This is a genomic window from Streptomyces mutabilis (assembly GCF_046628145.1).
GTDB lineage: Bacteria > Actinomycetota > Actinomycetes > Streptomycetales > Streptomycetaceae > Streptomyces > Streptomyces mutabilis.
The window spans coordinates 7,713,439-7,730,984 of record NZ_CP176874.1; the positions used below are offsets into that span (position 1 = coordinate 7,713,439).

Sequence of the window (17,546 nt, forward strand, 5' to 3'; positions counted from 1 at the left end):
CCGGAGGGCGGAGGGCTCCTGCGGGCGGACGCGCGTGCGCCGGCGGGAGCTTCGCGGACATGACGGACGGCCGTGACCAGGCCCGCCGCCGACGCTCGCGTCGGCGGGGACAGAGCCCGAGCCCGAGACGCTTCCGTCGTCGCCGCCGGTGAACTGCCTCAGCAGCGTCTTGTCATCGAACTTGACGCTCGGCGTGCCCCCGGCCGGAAACCCGGTGGCCGTGAAGGACACCTCGCCGCCCTGCTTCACGCCCCGGGCACCAAGGTGCGTTAACGAAGTTCGTTGCACAACCGCTCCCACGCTTCCCGTGAGGACACACGATGGGCAGGCTGATTCGGGCGGTCGGCTCCGTCGGCAGATGTGACCATCCGCCGGAGGGCACCGGTCGCGAGAGGTCTCGCCGCTACCTCGGCATCAGGTCTGTATCGGTGACGTGGACTGCCACGCGGGGCCGGAGGAGCGCTGCCGCTTGCTTGCGTGCGTCCGCCAGCCAGGTGGCGCGTTCTTCGGGGAGCGAGCCGGTGACAGTGCGGAAGACGACCCTGCGTACGTCGGAGACTCCCACGTACGGCAGCACGCATGCCGCCCAGACACTCTGCAGTGGATCACCGAATTCGCTCTCCTCCCGGTCGGCGGGAGTATCGGAGGTGTTCAGCACGAGGGCTCGTCCGGCCTTCAGCAACCCGGCGGGTTCGCCCTCCGCCGTCTCCAGCTTGTACGCGACGCCCGGCGCCAGGACCCGCTGCACCCAACCCGTGAGGACGGCGGGCGGCATACCCCACCAGTTCGGGTGCACGAACACCATGGCGTCCAAAGTGGGCAGCTCTTCCCGGTGCAGCGCCAGCTGCGCGTCCGGGGAGTGCCCTGCCGATTCGACCGTCCCCGTCTCGTCGGCGGAGAGCAAGGCCGGGAACCCTTCCGCGTAGAGGTCGTGCGCCACCACCTCGGCTCCTCCCTCATGCAGCTCTTCAATCACGGCGTCGAACACGGCGTGGTTGAAGCTCCCCGGACGCGGGTGAGCAAGATAGACCGCTACGCGCATGGTTCCCCCAGTCGACACAGACGACGTCGGCCCCGTCGGACGGGAGCCAGACACTGGAGCGCTGCAAGGCGCCTACTCACCATTATCCGTATCCCCTTTGCCGACGAGGCCGGAGCGGAGACCTCGAACTGCCGACCAGGATCGGCAGGTTAAGGGCCCAACCTCAGGTACCGCTCGGCTGGATCACTGGAGGACCGGACGAGCGAGCCGACCGGACGTGCCGGCCGCACCCCGCCACCGGTGTCGCCGGCCGCGACCGGCGACGACGCCGAGCGCGCCGGCCTGCTGTCCCTGCGCGGGTGCGGGCCGCGTACGCCCGGCCGGACGGCACCGACAAGGAGGTCGTCCACGGCGTCGACCTCGACGTCGGCCGCGGCGAGATCGTCGGCCTGGTCGGCGAGTCGGGGTCGGGCAAGACACAGACCGCCTTCTCCATCCTCGGCATCCTGCCCGAGGGTGGTCGGCTAAGCGCCGGCGGCATCCTCCTGGCGGGCCGGGAGACACGGGGCTCCCTCGGCGCGAGCACCGGGCCCTGCGCGGCATGACCGTCGCGTACGTCCCGGAAGCCCATGAGTAACCTCGACCCGGCGTTCACGGTCGGCAGTCAACTGACCGAACCGATGCGGCAGATCCTCGGTCTGTCCCGCAAGGAGGCCGCCGAGCGGGCCGTCGACCTGCTGCGCCAGGTCGAGATCCCGGCGCCGGAGCAGGTCGTACGCCGCTACCGGCACGAGATCTCCGTCGGCATGGCCCAGCGGGTCCTGATCGCCGGCGCGATCTCCTGCGACCCCTCCCTGCTCGTCGCCGACGAACCCACCACCGCCCTGGACGTCCGCGTCCAGGCCGAGATCCTCGACCTGCTGCGCCGCCTGCGCGAGGAGCGCGGCCTGGGTGTCCTGCTCGTCACCACGATCTGGGCGTGGTCGCCGACCTGTGCGACCGGATCGCGGTGATGAGTCAGGGCCGCATCGTCGAGACCGGTACCGCCGACCAGGTGCTCCACCAACCCCAGGATCCCTGCACCCGCACCCTCCTCGGCGCCGTCCTCGACAACGCCCCCGCACGCGGCCCCTGGCAGCACCGCCCGACAAGGAGCGTCCACCGCATGACCGACACGACCGCCGAAGACCTGCTCTCCGTCCGGGACCTGCGGGTGTCGTTCCCCGGGAAGGGCTGACGCGCGCCGCGCACCGAGGTGCTCAAGGGCGTCGACCTCGGCATCAGGCCCGGCGAGACCGTCGGTCTCGCCGGGGAGTCCGGTTCCGGCAAGACCACCATCGGCCGAGCGATCCTCGGTCTGGTCCCCGTCGCGTCCGGGACCATCACCTTCGACGGCGAACGCGTCGACACGGCGAGCGCGGCCCGCCGCCGCGCGAGTTCTCGGGCGGCCAGCGACAGCGGGTCGCCATCGCCCGGGCCCTGGCACTGCGGCCCCGTCTCGTCGTCCGACGAACCGGTCTCCGCGCTCGACCTCACGACCCAGGCCACCGTGCTCGAGCTGCTCCTCGACATCCAGGAGGAGTCCGGGGTCGCCTACCTCTTCGTCTCGCACGACCTGTCGGTCGTCCGCTTCATGAGCCACCGCGTCTGCGTGATCCACCGCGGGGAGATCGTCGAGTCCTGATCGCAGGTCGCCGTGCCGGGCGTCGGCGACCCGGCCCTTGTGGCCGTACGACCTGCCGTCGCCCTCGGCCCCCCCCTGCGCCGCCCCGTGGCGCGAGCGCTGATCGGCGGTGGTCATGCCGCCGCTCCCCGGGACCACACCGTCCGGACACCCTCGGGCGACGCCCGGCCGGTGCCGCCGTCCTGCAAGACCGGCGGGCCGTCGTGGGCCCGTCGGCGTCCGCAGCCCGGGAAGTCGACTTCGATTTCCGGTAGTTGACCACGGAGCCGCGCCTCTGTGTGAAGCTTTCCCTATGACTCACCCGCGTGAAGACGTCAGGGCCAGGCTGCAGACCGACCGCCCGCACTCCGCCCGTGTCTGGAACTACCTGCTCGGCGGCAAGGACAACTACCCCGTCGACAGCGAGGCGGGTGAGATGATCCTGAAGACCTTCCCGGAGTTCGCCGCCGTCGCACGGCAGCAGCGGCGGTTCCTGGGGCGCGCCGTGCGCTTCCTCGCCGGCGAAGCCGGTGTGCGCCAGTTCCTCGACATCGGCACCGGCCTGCCCACCGCCGACAACACGCACGAACTGGCCCAGCGCGTCGCGCCGGAGAGCCGCGTCGTGTACGTCGACAACGACCCCCTCGTCCTGGTGCACGCGCAGGCCCTGCTCACCAGCACCACCGAGGGCGCCTGCGCCTACGTCGACGCCGACGTCCGGGACCCGCACCACATCCTGGCCGAGGCCGCCAAGACCCTGGACCTCGGCCGCCCGGTCGCCCTGACCATGCTGGGCATCGTCGGGCAGGTCTCCGACGCCGAACGCCCCGCCGAGCTGGTGAGCACGCTGATGTCGGCCCTGCCCTCGGGCAGTTACCTGGCCCTGAGCGACGGAACGAACACCAACGAGGCGCTCAACACGGCGGTCGGGGCCTACAACGAGCAGTCGGCCAACACCTACCGCCTGCGGTCGCCTCAGCAGATCGCGTCCTTCTTCACCGGGCTGGAGCTGGTGGAGCCGGGGGTCGTGCCCACGGTCACCTGGCGACCGGACGCCGACCAGCCCGAGGAGGGCATGGTCGACGTCTCCGTCTGCGGTGTCGCGGTCAAGAAGTGACCCGGCCTGCCGCTCGGGCAGTCCCGCGCATGCTCGTGCCGCCGACGAGAGGCACGGCTGAAGGAAGGCGCGTTCGGCAGGTGCGCCGCTCATCCACGATCACGCTCAGCACCCGGTCCTGCGGGCGGGTGGGCCGCCCGCCCGGACGGCGCGGCCGTACGCTCTCCCGGGTCCCTCGTTCACGGGCTCCGTCCAGCACGACGGAGAAGGACAGCGGAAGGTGAGGCCGCGCCCTCCCCGACACCCGCGACTCCGCCCGCTGGACCGGAACCGTTCTGCTCCTCGGCGCCGGGAAGTTGGCCTGGACAGCCGCCCGAGACCGGGTACACGGGCGACGCCACGATCTGCCGGCAGTGCAGGTTCACGAGTGCTACGCCACCGGCGCCCCCATGAAGCTCTCCGCCCCCCTGCTCGGCTCCGCCGACGGCAACTGCCTGGCCCAGCCCTCCGTCGGCATCGACGCCCTGCGCAACCCCGAACCGCACTCCTTCATCCTGGGTGCCAAGTCCTACGGCCGCCTCAACACCTTCCTGCTGCGTACCGGATACGAACGGATCGACCAGTTCGCCACCACGTACGTTGAAGCATCGGAACTTCGGCCCACCGGTACGTGAGCGTGGACACGTACCTTTTCGTTCTTCGAAGACGGACCTACCGCCGGTGGGTTGGGCGGTTCTACTCCTCGCTCCACCCCATCTCGCGCCGTGTCTGCTTGACGGCGCGCGGTGCTGGCCGAGTAACGTTCAGTCCCGTCGCACCAGAAACCGCTGGTCCGCCGAGTCCCCGCACCGCTGCTCCGACGCCTCCGCCCCCTCCTTCGCGTCGGCGACCCCGACGCCTCCGCCCCCTCCTTCGCGTCGGCGACCCCGACGCACCGGCCATTGGTGACCACGAGGAACCGGAACCCCTCGCCGACCGGTTGGAGCCGGAAGAGCGTGTCCTGGGCGCGGATCCTGTAGACCATCCCGTTGATGACCTGCCGGTCCGACACACGCAGACGCCCCGTTGCGGCCCGCCGTATCAGCGGAGCGAGTAACTCCCACTCCAGCTCGGTGAGTTCATGGCGACGTTTCACCCCGCCGTGATCAGTCCTCTGATGATCTTTGAAGACGGACGGGGCGCACGTTCACCGCCGGGTGGGGCAGCCGCGACGTCCTGTTCGTCACGCTCGTCGACGGCTCCACTGTGGCGCGTGCCCTACGCCACCGTGCGGATGAGCTTCTTGTTGACGAACTCCTCGATGCCCGGGCGACCCAGCTCGCGGCCGAAGCCGGAGCGCTTGATGCCGCCGAAGGGCAGCTCGGCACCTTCGGCGCCGACGCCGTTGATGAACACCATGCCGGCGTCGATGCCGTCGGCGACGCGGTCGGCCTGTGCGGGGTCCGTGGTGAAGACGTACGAACCGAGGCCGTACGGAGTGTCGTTGGCGATCCGGAGCGCGTCTTCCTCGTCGTCCGCGCGGAAGACCATGGCGACCGGCCCGAAGAGCTCCTGGCGCGCCGTGGCGTGCTCGGTGGTGAGGCCGGTGAGGACCCCGGCCGGGAAGTGGGCGCCGCTGCGTTCGCCTTCGGTGTGCAGGGTTGCGCCCTCCGCGACGGCGGCGGCCACCTGGCGCTCGAGGGTGTCGGCCGCAGCGACCGAGGACAAGGGAGCCCCGGACTGGCGGGCGAGGAGCGCGGCGGTGAACTTCTCCACGAACGCGTCGTAAAGATCGGAGGTGACGATGAAGCGCTTGGCGGCGTTGCACGCCTGGCCGGTGTTGTCGAGGCGGGCGGCCACGGCTGCGTCCACGACGGCGTCGAGGTCGTCGGTGGACAGCACGAGGAACGGGTCGGAGCCGCCGAGTTCGAGGACGACCTTCTTCAGGTGCCGCCCGGCGGTCTCGGCGACCGCGGCCCCGGCCCGCTCCGAGCCGGTCAGGGATACGCCCTGGATGCGCGGGTCGGCGATGACCTCGGCGATCTGCTCGTTGGTGGCGTACACGTTGACGTACGCGCCGGCGGGGAAGCCGGCCTCGGCGACCAGCCGCTCAAGGAGCGCCGCGGTGGCCGGGCACTGCGGGGCGTGCTTGAGAACGATGGTGTTGCCCAGGGCGAGGTTCGGCGCGGCGAACCGGGCGACCTGGTAGGCGGGGAAGTTCCACGGCATGATGCCCAGCAGGGCCCCCACGGGGCTGCGCCGGACGACGGCGCGGCCGGGGCCTGAGGTGACGGGGAGTTCCTCGTCGGCGAGGAACTCCTCGGCGTGGTCGGCGTAGTAGTGGTAGATGTCGACGCAGAAGTCGATCTCGCCCTCCGCTTCGTCGAGCGGCTTGCCCATCTCGCGCACGATGCTTGCCGCCAGTTCTGCGCGGTGCTCGGCGTGCAGATCCCCGAGCCGGCGCACGAGCGCGGCACGCTCGGCCACGGAGGCGCGTCGTCCCCAGGCGGCGGCCGCGTTCGCGGCGTCGACGGCCGTGGCCACCTCGGCGTCGGTGGCGGTCGGGTAGGTCTGGGTGGTTGTGCCGGTGGAGGGGTCGGTGACGGCGTACATCGGTTCTCCAGGAAGTACGGGGAAGAGGTGGCAGGGCCGGCCGCGCCGACTTCGCGTCCAGGTGTCCGCGCGGTCGACGTCGTGGGGTCCTACAGTTCGAGGACGGTGCGGGTCCCGACGGCGGACTTGAGGTCCTCGAAGGCGGCGGCCGCCTCGTCGAGCGGGCGGACGTTGCCGATGAGCTCGTCCAGGGGCAGGCGGCTGGCCAGGTAGAGGCGGGCCAGTTTCGGGATGTCGATCGCGCCGACGCTGGATCCGTAGTTGCAGCCGAGGATGCGCTTTCCCTGGTCGGCAAGGTCGAAGAGGTTGAAGGCGCCGGTCGCGTCGGCGGCGGCCATGCCGACCAGGACGGCCGCCCCGCCGGAAGTGAGCATGCCGGGGAGGCTCTCGATGACCTTGGGGCTGCCGATGGCCTCGAAGGCGTAGTCGACGCCGCCGAGTTCCTTCTGGCACCAGGCGGCCACGTCGGTGGTGGCGGTGAGCGTGTGGGTGGCTCCGAAGCGTTCGGCGGCGGCCAGGCGCTCGGGCGAGAGGTCGACGGCGATGATGGGATCGGCCCCCACCAGACGCAGGCCCATCACCACGGACAGGCCCACCCCTCCGGCGCCGACGACGACCGCGGATTCGCCCGGCCGCACGCCGGCGGTGTTCATGACCGCGCCGATGCCGGTGGAGATGGAGCAGCCCAGGAGCGCGCCGACGCCGAACGGCAGCTCGTCGGGAACTTTGACTGCGGCTGATTCGGGAACGACGACCCGGCTCGTGAACGCGCCGAGACCCAGGTAGGGCCAGATTTCCTCGCCCTGGGCGTCGGTGATGGGTGTCGTACCGTCGGGCAAGGTGTTGGCCACGGCTTGGGTGCCGGTGCACAGCCACGCCATACCGGCCAGACACTTGCGGCAGCGGCGGCAGGGCGCGAACCAGGAAAGGACGACGTGGTCGCCCGCCTTCACCGCGCTGACGCCGTCGCCTGCGTGTGTGACCACACCGGCGGCCTCGTGACCCAGTACGAGGGGGCGGTCGGTGGGCCAGTCGCCCGTCAGGATGTGCAGATCGGAATGACACACCCCGGCAGCGCGGATATCGATCTCGACTTCGCCGGGTCCGGCGGGCCGGTGGGAGACCTCACGGGTGTGCAGTCCCGCGACGGAGTCATAGACGAGGGCGGGGGAGAGGCGTGCGGACATCAGAGAGCCTCAACTTCTTCGGTCGACATGTTGGGGGAGAGTCGGGTGTGGGGTTTGGCGAGGGCGATGTAGACCAGGCCGAGGACGAGCAGCGCGGAGAAGACCAGGACCACGGCCCAGACCTGGATCCAGCTTCCTGATGGCGGGGCGAGTTCGGCGCGGGGCCAGGCGATGTTGACCGCCTCGAACAGCAGCCAGACCACGGCGAGGACGTTGATCGCCAGGCCGGCCCGGCCCAGGCGGAATTCGCCCGCCGACGGATTCCAACGGCCGCCAAGGCGTGCGGAGAGCGCGACGAGGGCGACCGCCAGGAAGATGAAGTAGAAGCCGCCGGACCCGAAGGAGATCAGCGTGGCCGCCGCGTTGCCGTTGAGCCCGAGTAGGAGGCCGAGGCCGGCGAGGACGGCTGTCACGGTGAGCGAGACCCAGGGGATCTGGCGCTCTCCAACCTTGGCCAGCTGGGCGGAGAAGGGCAGCTGCCGGTCCCGCGCGAAGGCGTAGACGGCCCGCCCGATGTAGGTCTGGATCGAGATGGCGCAGGCGAAGAAGGCGATCAGGACGACGACGATGAACGGCTTCTCGCTCCAGCCGCCCAGGCTCTGCGTCACCGCGTCGAAGACGGGGTCCGCGGTCTTCCCCGAGACGGCGTCCTGCGGGCGGCGCAGCGCGAGCGTCACCGCGATCGACGTCAGCAGCACCGTGAACGCCACGAAAACGTAGGAGCGGAGCAGAGCCCGGGGCACGCTGCGTCGCGGCTGCTCGGTCTCCTCGGCGACCTGCGTGGTCGAGTCGAACCCGAGGAAGGCCCAGCCGGCCACGGCCAGACACGTCACGAATCCGGCCGTGACGGAACCACCCGAGGCGGCATGTGCGCCCAGGGTGTCGAACAGGATGTTGAAGCCGTGGTGGCGTGCGAAGAGCAGCAGGAACACGCTGACGGCGATGGAAGCAATGCCCTCGGCGACGATGCCTGCGTTGAGGAAGTGTTTGACCGGGTTGACGCCCAGCAGATTGATGCCCAGGGCCACGGCGATGAAGACCGCCCCGAGCAGCACATGGGTCGCCGGTGACAGCGCCGAGTCGCTGAAGAGCATGTGCAGCCAGCTGGAACCGAGGTAGGCCACGGTGGTCAGGGAGGCGACGGCCGAGGCGAGATAGATCCAGCCCACCAGCCAGCCCAGCCGTGGTCCGCCAAGCCGCCGGACCCACTGGTAGACGCCGCCCGTGATCGGGAACTGCGAGGAGAGCTCGGCGTAGACCGTGGCGACCAACAGCTGGCCCAGGAAGGCGACGACGACCGCCCAGATCCACGCGGGACCGGCGAGGACGAACCCCAGCTGGACGACAGCGTAGATGCCGACCACCGGGGAGATAGTCGCGAAACCGAGAGCAAACACGGCCCACGCGGACAGGGTGCGTTTGAGCTCCTGTTCGTAGCCGTACTCAGCCAGATCACCGGCATCGGCGCGGTTGTGCTCCACGTTCGTCTCCTGGCAGTGCTACGGGCGCACGTCTGGCGGCAGCCCTCACAAGGTGGGGGTCGGCCGCCAGCTTCTCGTGTACGGGCGGCGACCAGCTATTGGCTGTAGAGCCAATTGTCATTTGGCTGCACAGCCAATAGCATCCTCGCCATGACGTCAAGGGGTCCTGGGAAGCAAGTCCGCAAATCGGCGGCCGAGCGCCGCCGCGAAATCGTGGCAGCGGCGGCGCAGGTCGGGCTCGAGGAAGGGCTGGAGTGCGTCACACGGCAGCGGATCGCCGACGGCCTAGGAGTCCAGACCGGACTCATCCACCACTACTTCCCCGTGATCGAGGAACTTGTGGCCGAAGCGTTCACCAGCGCCACCACGGCAGAACTGGACGGACTCCTGCCTGAGGCGGAGGCCGATTCCGAAGGCCACGGAGCCCTGAGCACCCTCCAGCGCTTCTTCACCCGGATCTCGGGCGCCGAGTTCGACAACATCAGCAAGCTCTGGCTCAACGCCCGGCACCTGTCCCGCTACCGCCCTGTGCTCCACGACCAGGTCGTCGGCCAAGAGCTGCGCTGGTGCCGCCGCATCGAGCAGATCATCACGCAAGGGGTGAAGGAGCAGACGTTCCAGTGCGAGGATCCGTGGGCGGCCGCCGTACGCATCCTCGCCATCGTCGACGGAGTCAGCACGTACATCAACACCAGCGCCGGGCAGCGCATGGAGCCCCTCACCGACCTTGCCCGCACGCTCGCAGAAGCGGAGCTGGGCCTGCCGGCCGGCGGCCTGCACATGCCCTGACACGTCCGGTGGGGACGCCCGGACTCGGCGACGAGGGAGACTGCTGTGTCCTTCTCCGCCCGGTGCATTCCGAGCACCCTCAGGCCGGCCGGGCTGTCCTGGGAACGACTCGGCAGCTGAATCAACTACGTCGGCGCGCCAGTGCGAGAGGCTGGACTTCCGGCGGCAGGCTTGCCGGTGCGAACGCGTATGGCGACGACCGCACATCTGGTGAACGGGTCCTGTTCGGCCTGACCGTCGGGGCGCACAGAGGGGGAGGCCGCCGTGCCCACCTGGGAGAGCAGCCATCAGGTTCCCGCCCCGCCTATGTGCATCGCCGCCGGCTCCCTCGTCGCGGGCCGGGCCCTGGACTCCTCGCTCGGCCTGTCCGGCCCGGCCTTGGTCGGCGCCGTCTTCACCGCGCTCACCCTCCTGCGCCACCTCCGGCACGGGCCTGGCCACCGCCCGAGCCTTCGCCCAAGGAGGCGCGGCCTTCGGCCTCGCCGACACCGACGCAGACGTCCTCAATGCCGCCGCGTCAGCGCCGCCGCGAGCAGTCGGCCGACGTCGGCCACCAAGCCCTCGGCATCGGCTGCGACGTGATCGACGAGGGCCAGGCCGCCACCGTGGTCGCCCGGGCGGAGGACACCTCGATCGGAGCACGTGAGCGACCAGGCTCTACACCGCCTGCAGCCCATTCCGCGGAGAGGACCGGGAGCGGCGTCCCGGGCTGTTCCGTACGTCAACGCGTCGGGGCGTCGCTCCTCGTGAGGGTTCCGGGCTCTGGCTCGGCCGATGCCGTGACGTGACATCTCTTGACGCTGGCCGTACCGATTCCTACAGTCCCCCTCGGCGCTACTCGTTTTTTCGCAATGTTTCGGAGTGTTGGCGATCCGCTTTTCCGGCCCCTACCGAGAGGACCGAGCGAGCACCATGAGCCATGCCAGAAGACGGGCGTTGATCGTGCGCGGTGGCCGGAAGGCCCACTGCCCCGTCCAGACCACCAACCTCTTCATGCCCTTTCTCGTGCGGCAGGGGTTCGATGTTCTCGTGGAGGACTGCTTGGAGGTCTACGAGGACGAGAAGCTCCTGGCGGAGACCGACCTGGTGGTGCAGTGCTGGCCCGGTGGCGACATCACGCCCCGGGAGAGTGCCGGACTGCGGGCAGCCGTCCAGGCTGGTACGGGACTCGCCGGCTGGCATGCGGGGCTCGTCGACGCCTTCCCCGAGGACCTCGACTGCCAGCTGCTCGTCGGGGGGAGGTTCCAGCTGGAGCCGTCGGAGACGGGCCGTCGCCGGGTGCGGCTGGCAGCGGAGCGAGCCGACCACCCGGTGATCGACGGTCTTTCCGACTTCGACACCGATGCCGAACGGTACTGGCTGCTCAACGACCCCCTGATCGACGTCCTGGCCACCATCACCTTCGACGGCGACGAACAGCGGCCGGAAGCCTCGGCCGTACCGGCGGTGTGGACCAGGACGTGGGGGCGCGGCCGGGTCTTCGCCTCCGCCCTCGGCCGTCGGCCGAGCGACTTGGCCACCCCCGAGGTGCGCGCGCTGATCGAGCGCGGCCTGCTCTGGGCCAGCCGGTGACACGCCGGTGGAGCGGCGGACACCATCGGCGGCGTCCGTGCCGCTTCCCTGGCCACCTGGACGGCGTCCGCCCCTGCCTCCCACTGTCCCGCAAGATTTTTTCGAAAACTTCGTCGAACGTGTACCGGTACTTCCGCAATCCGTCCCACCGGCGACGGCCCGCTCCCCGCAGGTGTTCTGCGGTGTCCCGGCCGCCCGCAGCGCACCGAAGGAGAAGCCATGACGTCCTCAGCCTCACCGTTTCCCTTGCGGGTCACCGTCTGGAGCGAGGGGCGCCACGAGCGGCAGAACCCCGAGGTCGCCGCGCGCTACCCGGAGGGCATGCACGGAGCGGTGGCGGGGGCTGTCACCGAGCACCTGGGCGAGGGGGCCAGGGTACGGACCGCGACGCTGGACGAGCCGGAGCACGGACTGACCGAAGACGTGCTTACCACGACGGACGTGCTCACCTGGTGGGGGCATCTGGCACACCGCGAGGTGTCGGAAGAGGTCGTGACACGGGTGCACCGCCGGGTGCTGGCAGGAATGGGTCTGATCGTGCTGCACTCCGGGCACTGGTCGAAGATCTTCACCCGTCTCATGGGCACAAGCTGCACGCTGCGCTGGCGCAGTGAGCGTGACCGCGAGGTCGTCTGGACAGTGGCCCCCTCGCATCCCGTGGCGGCCGGCGTGCCCCACCCGTTCGTCATCGACGAGCAGGAGATGTACGGGGAGTTCTTCGACATCCCCGCCCCCGACGAACTGGTCTTCGTCAGCTCCTTCAGCGGCGGGGAGGTGTTCCGCAGCGGCTGCGCCTTCCGGCGCGGCCACGGGAAGATCTTCTTCTTCAGCCCCGGAGATCAGGACTATCCCGTCTACCACCATCCACACGTGCGCCGCGTCATCGCCAATGCCGTGCGCTGGGCGGCTCCCGAGGCGAACCGGCCGGCGCCCCGGCTGGTCCACAGCGAAGCCGGCTGGTTCGAGCCCGGGGGCGCACCGGCGTGAGACCCCCGTCCTTCAGGCAGCTGCCGCCCGGCAGCGGTCCCCTGCGCGTCCTGGTCGTGGGGGCCGGCGCCATGGCCCGCCTCTGGCTACGGGCGATCCTGGCCTCGCCGGACACTGAACTCGCGGGCGTCGTCGACCTCGTCCCCGCCGCAGCCGAGACGCTGGTGCGCCGGGCGGGCGTGCCGGGGGTGCCCACCGGACATGATCTGGCCGCGCTGGTGGCGGCCACCCGGCCCGACGCAGTTGTGGACGTGACGGTTCCCGAGGCGCACCTGCCCGTGACCCTTCAGGCACTCTCCCTCGGGCTGCCGGTCCTCGGGGAAAAGCCTGTGGCCGCCACCGTGCCCGAGGCACTGCGACTGGCCGCCGCGTCCGAGGCTGCGGGTGAACTGTTCATGGTCAGTCAGTCGCGCCGCTACCACCGGCACCTGGCCGCCTTCCGGGTCCGCGCGCGCCTGCTCGGCAGGCACGGCATCCTCACCACCGACTTCTTCCGGGCACCGCGGTTCGGCGGATTCCGCGAGACCGTGGCGCAGCCGCTCCTCCTCGACATGGCGATCCACGCCTTCGACACCGCCCGCTGGTTCCTGGACGCGGAACCGGTGTCGGTGCGCTGCGAGTCGTACAACCCCTCCTGGAGCTGGTACGCGGGCGACGCCGCGGCCACGGCCGTCTTCGAGATGACCGGCGGCACCCGATACGTCTACAACGGCAGCTGGTGCAGCCCGGGCCTGGAGACCTCCTGGAACGGGGCCTGGCGGCTCAGCGGCGAGCTGGGATCGGTCTCCTGGGACGGTGAGCACCCGCCCGAGGCCGAGTTCCGCGACGCCGACGCCGTACCGCTCGTGGAAGGCGGGAACGGGCTGGAGGCGTGCGGTCCGGAAGGGGTGGCGGGCGCGCTCGCGGAGTTCGTCCACGCGCTGCGCACCGGCGTCACACCCAGCGGGGAGGTGCACGGTAACGTGCTCAGTCTCGCCATGGTGTCGGCCGCCGTGGCCTCCGCGCACACGGACCGCCGGGTGCACATCGAGTCGCTGCTCGACGAGGCCTTGACCGAGGCACTCACGGTCGCGACCGGACCCGAGGCGGCACGCCTGCGGGCCTGGCCGTCGGCGGGCGAGGCGCTGACCGTCACACCGAGAGGACTGCACCGTGCTGGATGACGTCACGTCGGCGGACAAAGGGCGTGAGGCCGCGAGCCGGCTGCCGCGCCCCACCCTCGCCCAGATCGCCGAGACGGCGGGAGTGTCGGTCTCCACCGTCTCGAAGGTTCTGAACGACCGGACGGACGTCTCGCCGGACACTCGCGCCAAGGTGGACTCGGCTGTGCGTGAGCACCGGTACGTACGGCGCGGCGTCCGCGCCACGGGGCCCACCGTCCGGACCGTGGACCTGGTGATGAGCGGGCTCGACGGCTCGTGGCCCGCCAGCGTCGCCAGCGGCATGGAAGCGGCGGCCTACGGGGCCGGTGTGCACGTGGTGATCTCCGTGGCGCGCGCCTCCCCGCCCATGGGCAGGCAGCCGGGCCCGGACTGGGTGGACCGCATCCTCGAACGCGGCAGCGCCGGCGTGGTCCTCGGCCTGATCGAGCCGACAGCGGACCAGGTGGCACGGCTGCGACGGGCACAAGTGCCCTGCGTCGTCATCGATCCGCTCAGCGATCCATCGCCCGACGTGATGTCAGTAGGCACCACGAACTGGTCCGGCGCATACGAGGCAACGGTCCACCTCCTGGAACGAGGGCACCGCCGCATCGGTCTGGTGACAGGACCGCCCGACCACCTCTACGCCCGGGCCCGCATCGCAGGCTACCGCTCGGCCATGGCCGCCGCCGGCATCGACGTGCCACCCGAGCTGCTGCGACACGGCACCTACGAACGGGCCGGCGGAGCCGAGCAGGTCCGGGCCCTCATCGCACTGCCCGAACCTCCGACCGCTCTCTTCATCTGCTCCGACCACATGGCCATCGGCGGCTATGAGGCCCTGGCCGAAGTCGGTCTGCGGGTGCCCGACGACATCAGTGTCATCGGCTTCGACGACCTGCCCGAAGCCCGCTGGGTCTCGCCCGCCCTGACGACCGTGCGCCAGCCACTCAAGGAGATGGGCGGCAGCGCCCTGCGTACCCTGCTCAGACTGATCAACGGTGAGGAGCTGGAGAGCCGCCGGGTCGAACTGGCGACCACCCTCGTAGTCCGGGCCAGCACGGCCTCCCACAAGACGTGACCGGCCAACGCACGGCTACGGGTGGAGGGCCTCGATGGCGGTCAGTGACGCCAATCTCCTCAAGCGCATCGGGCCTGGTGCGGATGGTTCGTCTTGTCACGAGGGAGCGTCGCGACCGGGTGTTCCGGCATCGGTGAACGTGCGGGCGAGCGCCAGGCCGAGAGGAGAGGGTGGTGCACTTCTCGCGGTGGGCGTTCGGTATGGCTTCGGTGGGGGAGAGGTCGGGGCGGGCGCGGTGCCAACGCGCGGGATGGCGCCACCGGCCGGAGGCGTCACGGGCGACATCGACGCCGACTTCCACCACCAGCCCGGGCTCCGCCAACGTGACGTCCAGCTGCTCCCGGCTGCCCCATCCGGCGGCGAACGACCAGCCCGTCCACGGATGCCCGCGCCCTCCCGCCTCGAGCAGGCCGGCGACCGCCGCGCCTGCCGCTCGGGCGAGGGTGGTCGTGCGGCCGACGCACTGGAGGCGGCCTTCGGCGTCGGGCAGCACAGGGCGTGCAGTCGCTCGGAGGCGCTGCCGCTCGGGTGGGGCGGGCTGTGATGCTGGGTTCGATCACTCATGTGGGTTGCGGTACCTCTATCGGGGGGTTGCCTGGTGCCGTTTGGTCGTCTCGGAGAAGTCGCCTTAGCTCGGCTTCGCCGAGCGTGACGGCTTCGGTCAGGGACCGCTGGTGATCCGCGGACAGGGTTCCGGCACCGAGACCTGCGTCAGCGACCACCGAGCCGAGTGCAGATGTCCGCTCGGCGCTGAACAGTGCCCGGATAGTCGGGTGGTTCAGCACTTCACGCGCCAGCCCACGGAACCCTGTCTGGAACACGGCGATCGAGGGTTCGGGATCGGCCAGGAGCGAGACGGCTGCGTGCTGGGCCTGGTCGACGTCGAGGGTCCACACCTGTCCACGGGGGGAGACGATTTTGCCGAGGAGGGCGGCGACGATGGACGGCGCGGAGATGCAGGAGACCGCTTCCACGGCCCACAGAACGTCCCCGCGCCAGCACAGGACGGGTCCTCTGGTGGTCAACTCTGACCTGGACCAGCTCAACCGTATTACTCATCGCCCTGGGCTTCCTGCTGCCGAGCCTGGTCACGCTGATCAACAGCGTGGCCGACCGGAACCGGGCCGCAGACAACGCGGACGTCATTCAAGCCCGGCGCGGGAGGGACACGCCCACCGCTGGAAGGGCTCCATCATCACCCAGGCGTTGCACTGCCCAGCCGTCTCGCTACCGCATCGAGAACGGCCGTGCTGCGCTGTCAACGGTCTGAGGGATGTGTCTGCTTTCGGGGGGTTGATCAACCGTCGTGCTGATGATTCACCGGCTCGGGGCCATGCCGTTGGGCCGGAGCGTCGTTATGGCTGGTGGACCGGCCGACGCGGCCGGGAACGGTAGATGGGGAGGAAACAGGGTGCGGATGTTCGGTGCGCGGCGAATCGCGGTGGTGGCCTCGATGGTGGGGATGGTGTTGGCGACGCCCGTGGGTGTGGCAGAGGCGCAGGCCGGTGACAGGGACGCGGGGCCGGGGGGTGTGCTGTCCAACCTGTCCGGCAGGAACTCCTCCGGTCACGCCAACCTGTGCGGGACGGGCAAGGTGGCGTTGTTCAAGGACCGCACGTGTCTGTCCGAGGACACCGGTGAGAGCGGCGGAGGTGACCAGGCCGGCCCCAGCGGAGGGATTCTGTCCAACCTGCTGTTCGCCCGCAACGCCTCGGGCCACAGCAACAACTGCGGCAACGAGACGGTGTCGGTGATGAGCCGCACCACCTGCGTCACCGTGGACCGTTCCAGCCACTGATCCGAAGAGGTTGACGCAGGCCCGCCTACGGGGCCGGTGCACCGTGACGTCGTCCGCCGGCACGGTGCACCGGCCCCTTCCCGGCGAGCGATGAGAAGGCAGGTAGTACGGGTGAGCGTAGCCTCGGCCTGGTTGACGACCGGCGTGGTGGCACCCTTGACGGGGCTTCTGGCTCCGTTGGGCAAGCCGTTGACGTACGTCTTGAAGGCGTTGGCGGCGTAGCTGGACCACGTCAGAAACGGCAGCCGCTACGACGTGACGGTTGCCGTTCGCGACAGCCGTTCCGACCCGTGGCGGCGCGGCAGGCCGTCCACGACCGGGTCACCGCCGACCAGGCTCACATCGTGTTGACCATGGCCGGCACACAGGTCCTGCCGGCCGTTGCGGACGCGTGCGAGGAACTGGGCGTTCCGTGCCTGTCGGCCACCTTCCCGTGGCAGGCCTCCGTCCACTCCCGTGGCGCTGACCGGGGGCATGCCTTCCGGTGGACCTACCACTTCGCGTGGGGACTGGACGACATCACCCGTCTTCGCCCGGACGTGGGAACAGATCGACGGCCCTCACACCGTCGGCTGCCCGTGGGACGACGACTCCAAGGCACCCTGCTCCGTTACCACGAGTACGGATTCGCCCCGGTGACGTCCGCGCGCGGACACACCCTGGCCGAACCGGATCGCGGACAGCACCGCCGACAAGCACATGGAGGGTGTCCGCCTCACCCGCTGGATCCTCTCGCCGGGCCCGACGTTCCTGCTGTGGCGGCGCATGAAGCTGTGGGAGCTGCGCTCCTACGAGCAGGTATTCAAGCTGGAGCAGGAACGGCTCGTCTACCAGGCCAGTCTCCGCTCCCGCTACGGCCGGGCCTGGCGCCGCAAAGCCCCTGTCGAAGCACTCATGCCGCTGCGCCTGGCGCGCTACGGCGTTCCCTGGCGCAGACGGCCCCGGCCGACCTGGCGGCCGTCGGCATCGAGGAATCACCGCTCCTCTTCACCGTCGAGCGGATCCCCGCACGCGCCGACCAACCCGATGACAGTACCCCCTGCGCTGCACCGGACGACAAGCCGTCGCCGGCTGAGATCACGGCGGCGTTGAAGAGCCACCCCCGCGGGCGCGGGGACGACAGCCCTCACGGCACGGTGAAGGATCGGGACCTGGAGCTACTCCTGCGGGCGCGGGTTCCGTACTGCCGCCAGAGCCTTGCTGACGACCCGCACC

The 17,546-nt window shown here is 70.3% G+C and carries 14 protein-coding genes and 3 pseudogenes; 12 read left to right on the plus strand and 5 right to left on the minus strand.

Annotation, left to right across the window (positions count from 1 at the left end):
- Positions 1–403: 403 nt before the first annotated feature.
- The gene (locus ACLIN4_RS34605) at positions 404–1,042 is read right to left on the minus strand and encodes an NAD(P)H-dependent oxidoreductase (protein WP_381915416.1); all 639 of its coding nucleotides are present in this window, start codon (positions 1,040–1,042) and stop codon (positions 404–406) included.
- Positions 1,043–1,341: 299 nt separating this feature from the next.
- On the opposite strand from ACLIN4_RS34605, the pseudogene ACLIN4_RS34610 reads away from it, so the two are divergent.
- The 4 genes and pseudogenes from ACLIN4_RS34610 (at position 1,342) to ACLIN4_RS34625 (ending at position 4,376) form a co-directional block, all read left to right on the plus strand.
- Positions 1,342–1,995, plus strand: a pseudogene (locus ACLIN4_RS34610) (ATP-binding cassette domain-containing protein).
- A 118-nt stretch (positions 1,996–2,113) separates the two neighbouring features.
- Positions 2,114–2,663: pseudogene (locus tag ACLIN4_RS34615) on the plus strand (ATP-binding cassette domain-containing protein); the annotation flags it as partial.
- A gap of 295 nt (positions 2,664–2,958) precedes the next feature.
- Positions 2,959–3,762 (plus strand): SAM-dependent methyltransferase, encoded by an 804-nt coding sequence (locus ACLIN4_RS34620; RefSeq protein ID WP_289908204.1) that lies wholly within the window; start codon positions 2,959–2,961, stop codon positions 3,760–3,762.
- A 353-nt stretch (positions 3,763–4,115) separates the two neighbouring features.
- The gene (locus ACLIN4_RS34625) at positions 4,116–4,376 is read left to right on the plus strand and encodes a hypothetical protein (RefSeq protein WP_179342373.1); all 261 of its coding nucleotides are present in this window, start codon (positions 4,116–4,118) and stop codon (positions 4,374–4,376) included.
- Between the two features lie 583 nt (positions 4,377–4,959).
- Here the strand turns inward: ACLIN4_RS34625 and ACLIN4_RS34630 are convergent.
- From ACLIN4_RS34630 to ACLIN4_RS34640, 3 genes are all read right to left on the minus strand, one after another.
- A complete protein-coding gene (locus ACLIN4_RS34630) occupies positions 4,960–6,294 on the minus strand; it encodes an NAD-dependent succinate-semialdehyde dehydrogenase (RefSeq protein WP_411576566.1) in 1,335 nt (444 codons plus the stop codon).
- A gap of 89 nt (positions 6,295–6,383) precedes the next feature.
- Positions 6,384–7,481: an alcohol dehydrogenase catalytic domain-containing protein gene (locus ACLIN4_RS34635; RefSeq protein ID WP_289908201.1), complete on the minus strand. Its 1,098-nt coding sequence runs from the start codon at positions 7,479–7,481 to the stop codon at positions 6,384–6,386.
- Positions 7,481–8,962 (minus strand): APC family permease, encoded by a 1,482-nt coding sequence (locus tag ACLIN4_RS34640; RefSeq protein ID WP_382020290.1) that lies wholly within the window; start codon positions 8,960–8,962, stop codon positions 7,481–7,483. Before ACLIN4_RS34640 ends, ACLIN4_RS34635 begins: the two co-directional genes overlap by 1 nt.
- A gap of 150 nt (positions 8,963–9,112) precedes the next feature.
- Between ACLIN4_RS34640 and ACLIN4_RS34645 the strand changes: the two genes are divergently transcribed.
- From ACLIN4_RS34645 to ACLIN4_RS34670, 6 genes are all read left to right on the plus strand, one after another.
- Positions 9,113–9,751: a TetR/AcrR family transcriptional regulator gene (locus ACLIN4_RS34645; RefSeq protein ID WP_107477253.1), complete on the plus strand. Its 639-nt coding sequence runs from the start codon at positions 9,113–9,115 to the stop codon at positions 9,749–9,751.
- A gap of 912 nt (positions 9,752–10,663) precedes the next feature.
- The gene (locus tag ACLIN4_RS34650; protein WP_107477251.1) at positions 10,664–11,323 is read left to right on the plus strand and encodes a ThuA domain-containing protein; all 660 of its coding nucleotides are present in this window, start codon (positions 10,664–10,666) and stop codon (positions 11,321–11,323) included.
- A 219-nt stretch (positions 11,324–11,542) separates the two neighbouring features.
- Positions 11,543–12,310: a ThuA domain-containing protein gene (locus ACLIN4_RS34655; RefSeq protein ID WP_107477250.1), complete on the plus strand. Its 768-nt coding sequence runs from the start codon at positions 11,543–11,545 to the stop codon at positions 12,308–12,310.
- Positions 12,307–13,473, plus strand: coding sequence for a Gfo/Idh/MocA family protein (locus ACLIN4_RS34660; protein WP_289908198.1), 1,167 nt, complete (start codon positions 12,307–12,309; stop codon positions 13,471–13,473). The genes ACLIN4_RS34655 and ACLIN4_RS34660 overlap by 4 nt, the downstream gene beginning before the upstream one ends.
- 40 nt (positions 13,474–13,513) lie before the next feature.
- The gene (locus tag ACLIN4_RS34665; protein WP_411576802.1) at positions 13,514–14,533 is read left to right on the plus strand and encodes a LacI family DNA-binding transcriptional regulator; all 1,020 of its coding nucleotides are present in this window, start codon (positions 13,514–13,516) and stop codon (positions 14,531–14,533) included.
- Positions 14,534–14,915: 382 nt separating this feature from the next.
- On the plus strand, positions 14,916–15,077 hold the full coding sequence (locus tag ACLIN4_RS34670; RefSeq protein ID WP_179342372.1) for a hypothetical protein: 162 nt from the start codon (positions 14,916–14,918) through the stop codon (positions 15,075–15,077).
- 16 nt (positions 15,078–15,093) lie between these two features.
- On the opposite strand, the gene ACLIN4_RS34675 is transcribed toward ACLIN4_RS34670, so the two are convergent.
- Positions 15,094–15,507 carry a hypothetical protein gene (locus ACLIN4_RS34675; RefSeq protein ID WP_107477248.1) on the minus strand — a complete coding sequence of 138 codons (414 nt, stop codon included), beginning with the start codon at positions 15,505–15,507 and terminating at the stop codon, positions 15,094–15,096.
- Positions 15,508–15,950: 443 nt separating this feature from the next.
- On the opposite strand from ACLIN4_RS34675, the gene ACLIN4_RS34680 reads away from it, so the two are divergent.
- Both ACLIN4_RS34680 and ACLIN4_RS34685 read left to right on the plus strand, forming a co-directional pair.
- Entirely contained in the window at positions 15,951–16,331 is a 381-nt protein-coding gene (locus ACLIN4_RS34680; RefSeq protein ID WP_107477247.1) for a hypothetical protein, read from the plus strand.
- 669 nt (positions 16,332–17,000) lie between these two features.
- A pseudogene (locus ACLIN4_RS34685) lies at positions 17,001–17,312 on the plus strand (DUF2637 domain-containing protein); the annotation flags it as partial.
- Positions 17,313–17,546: the final 234 nt, after the last annotated feature.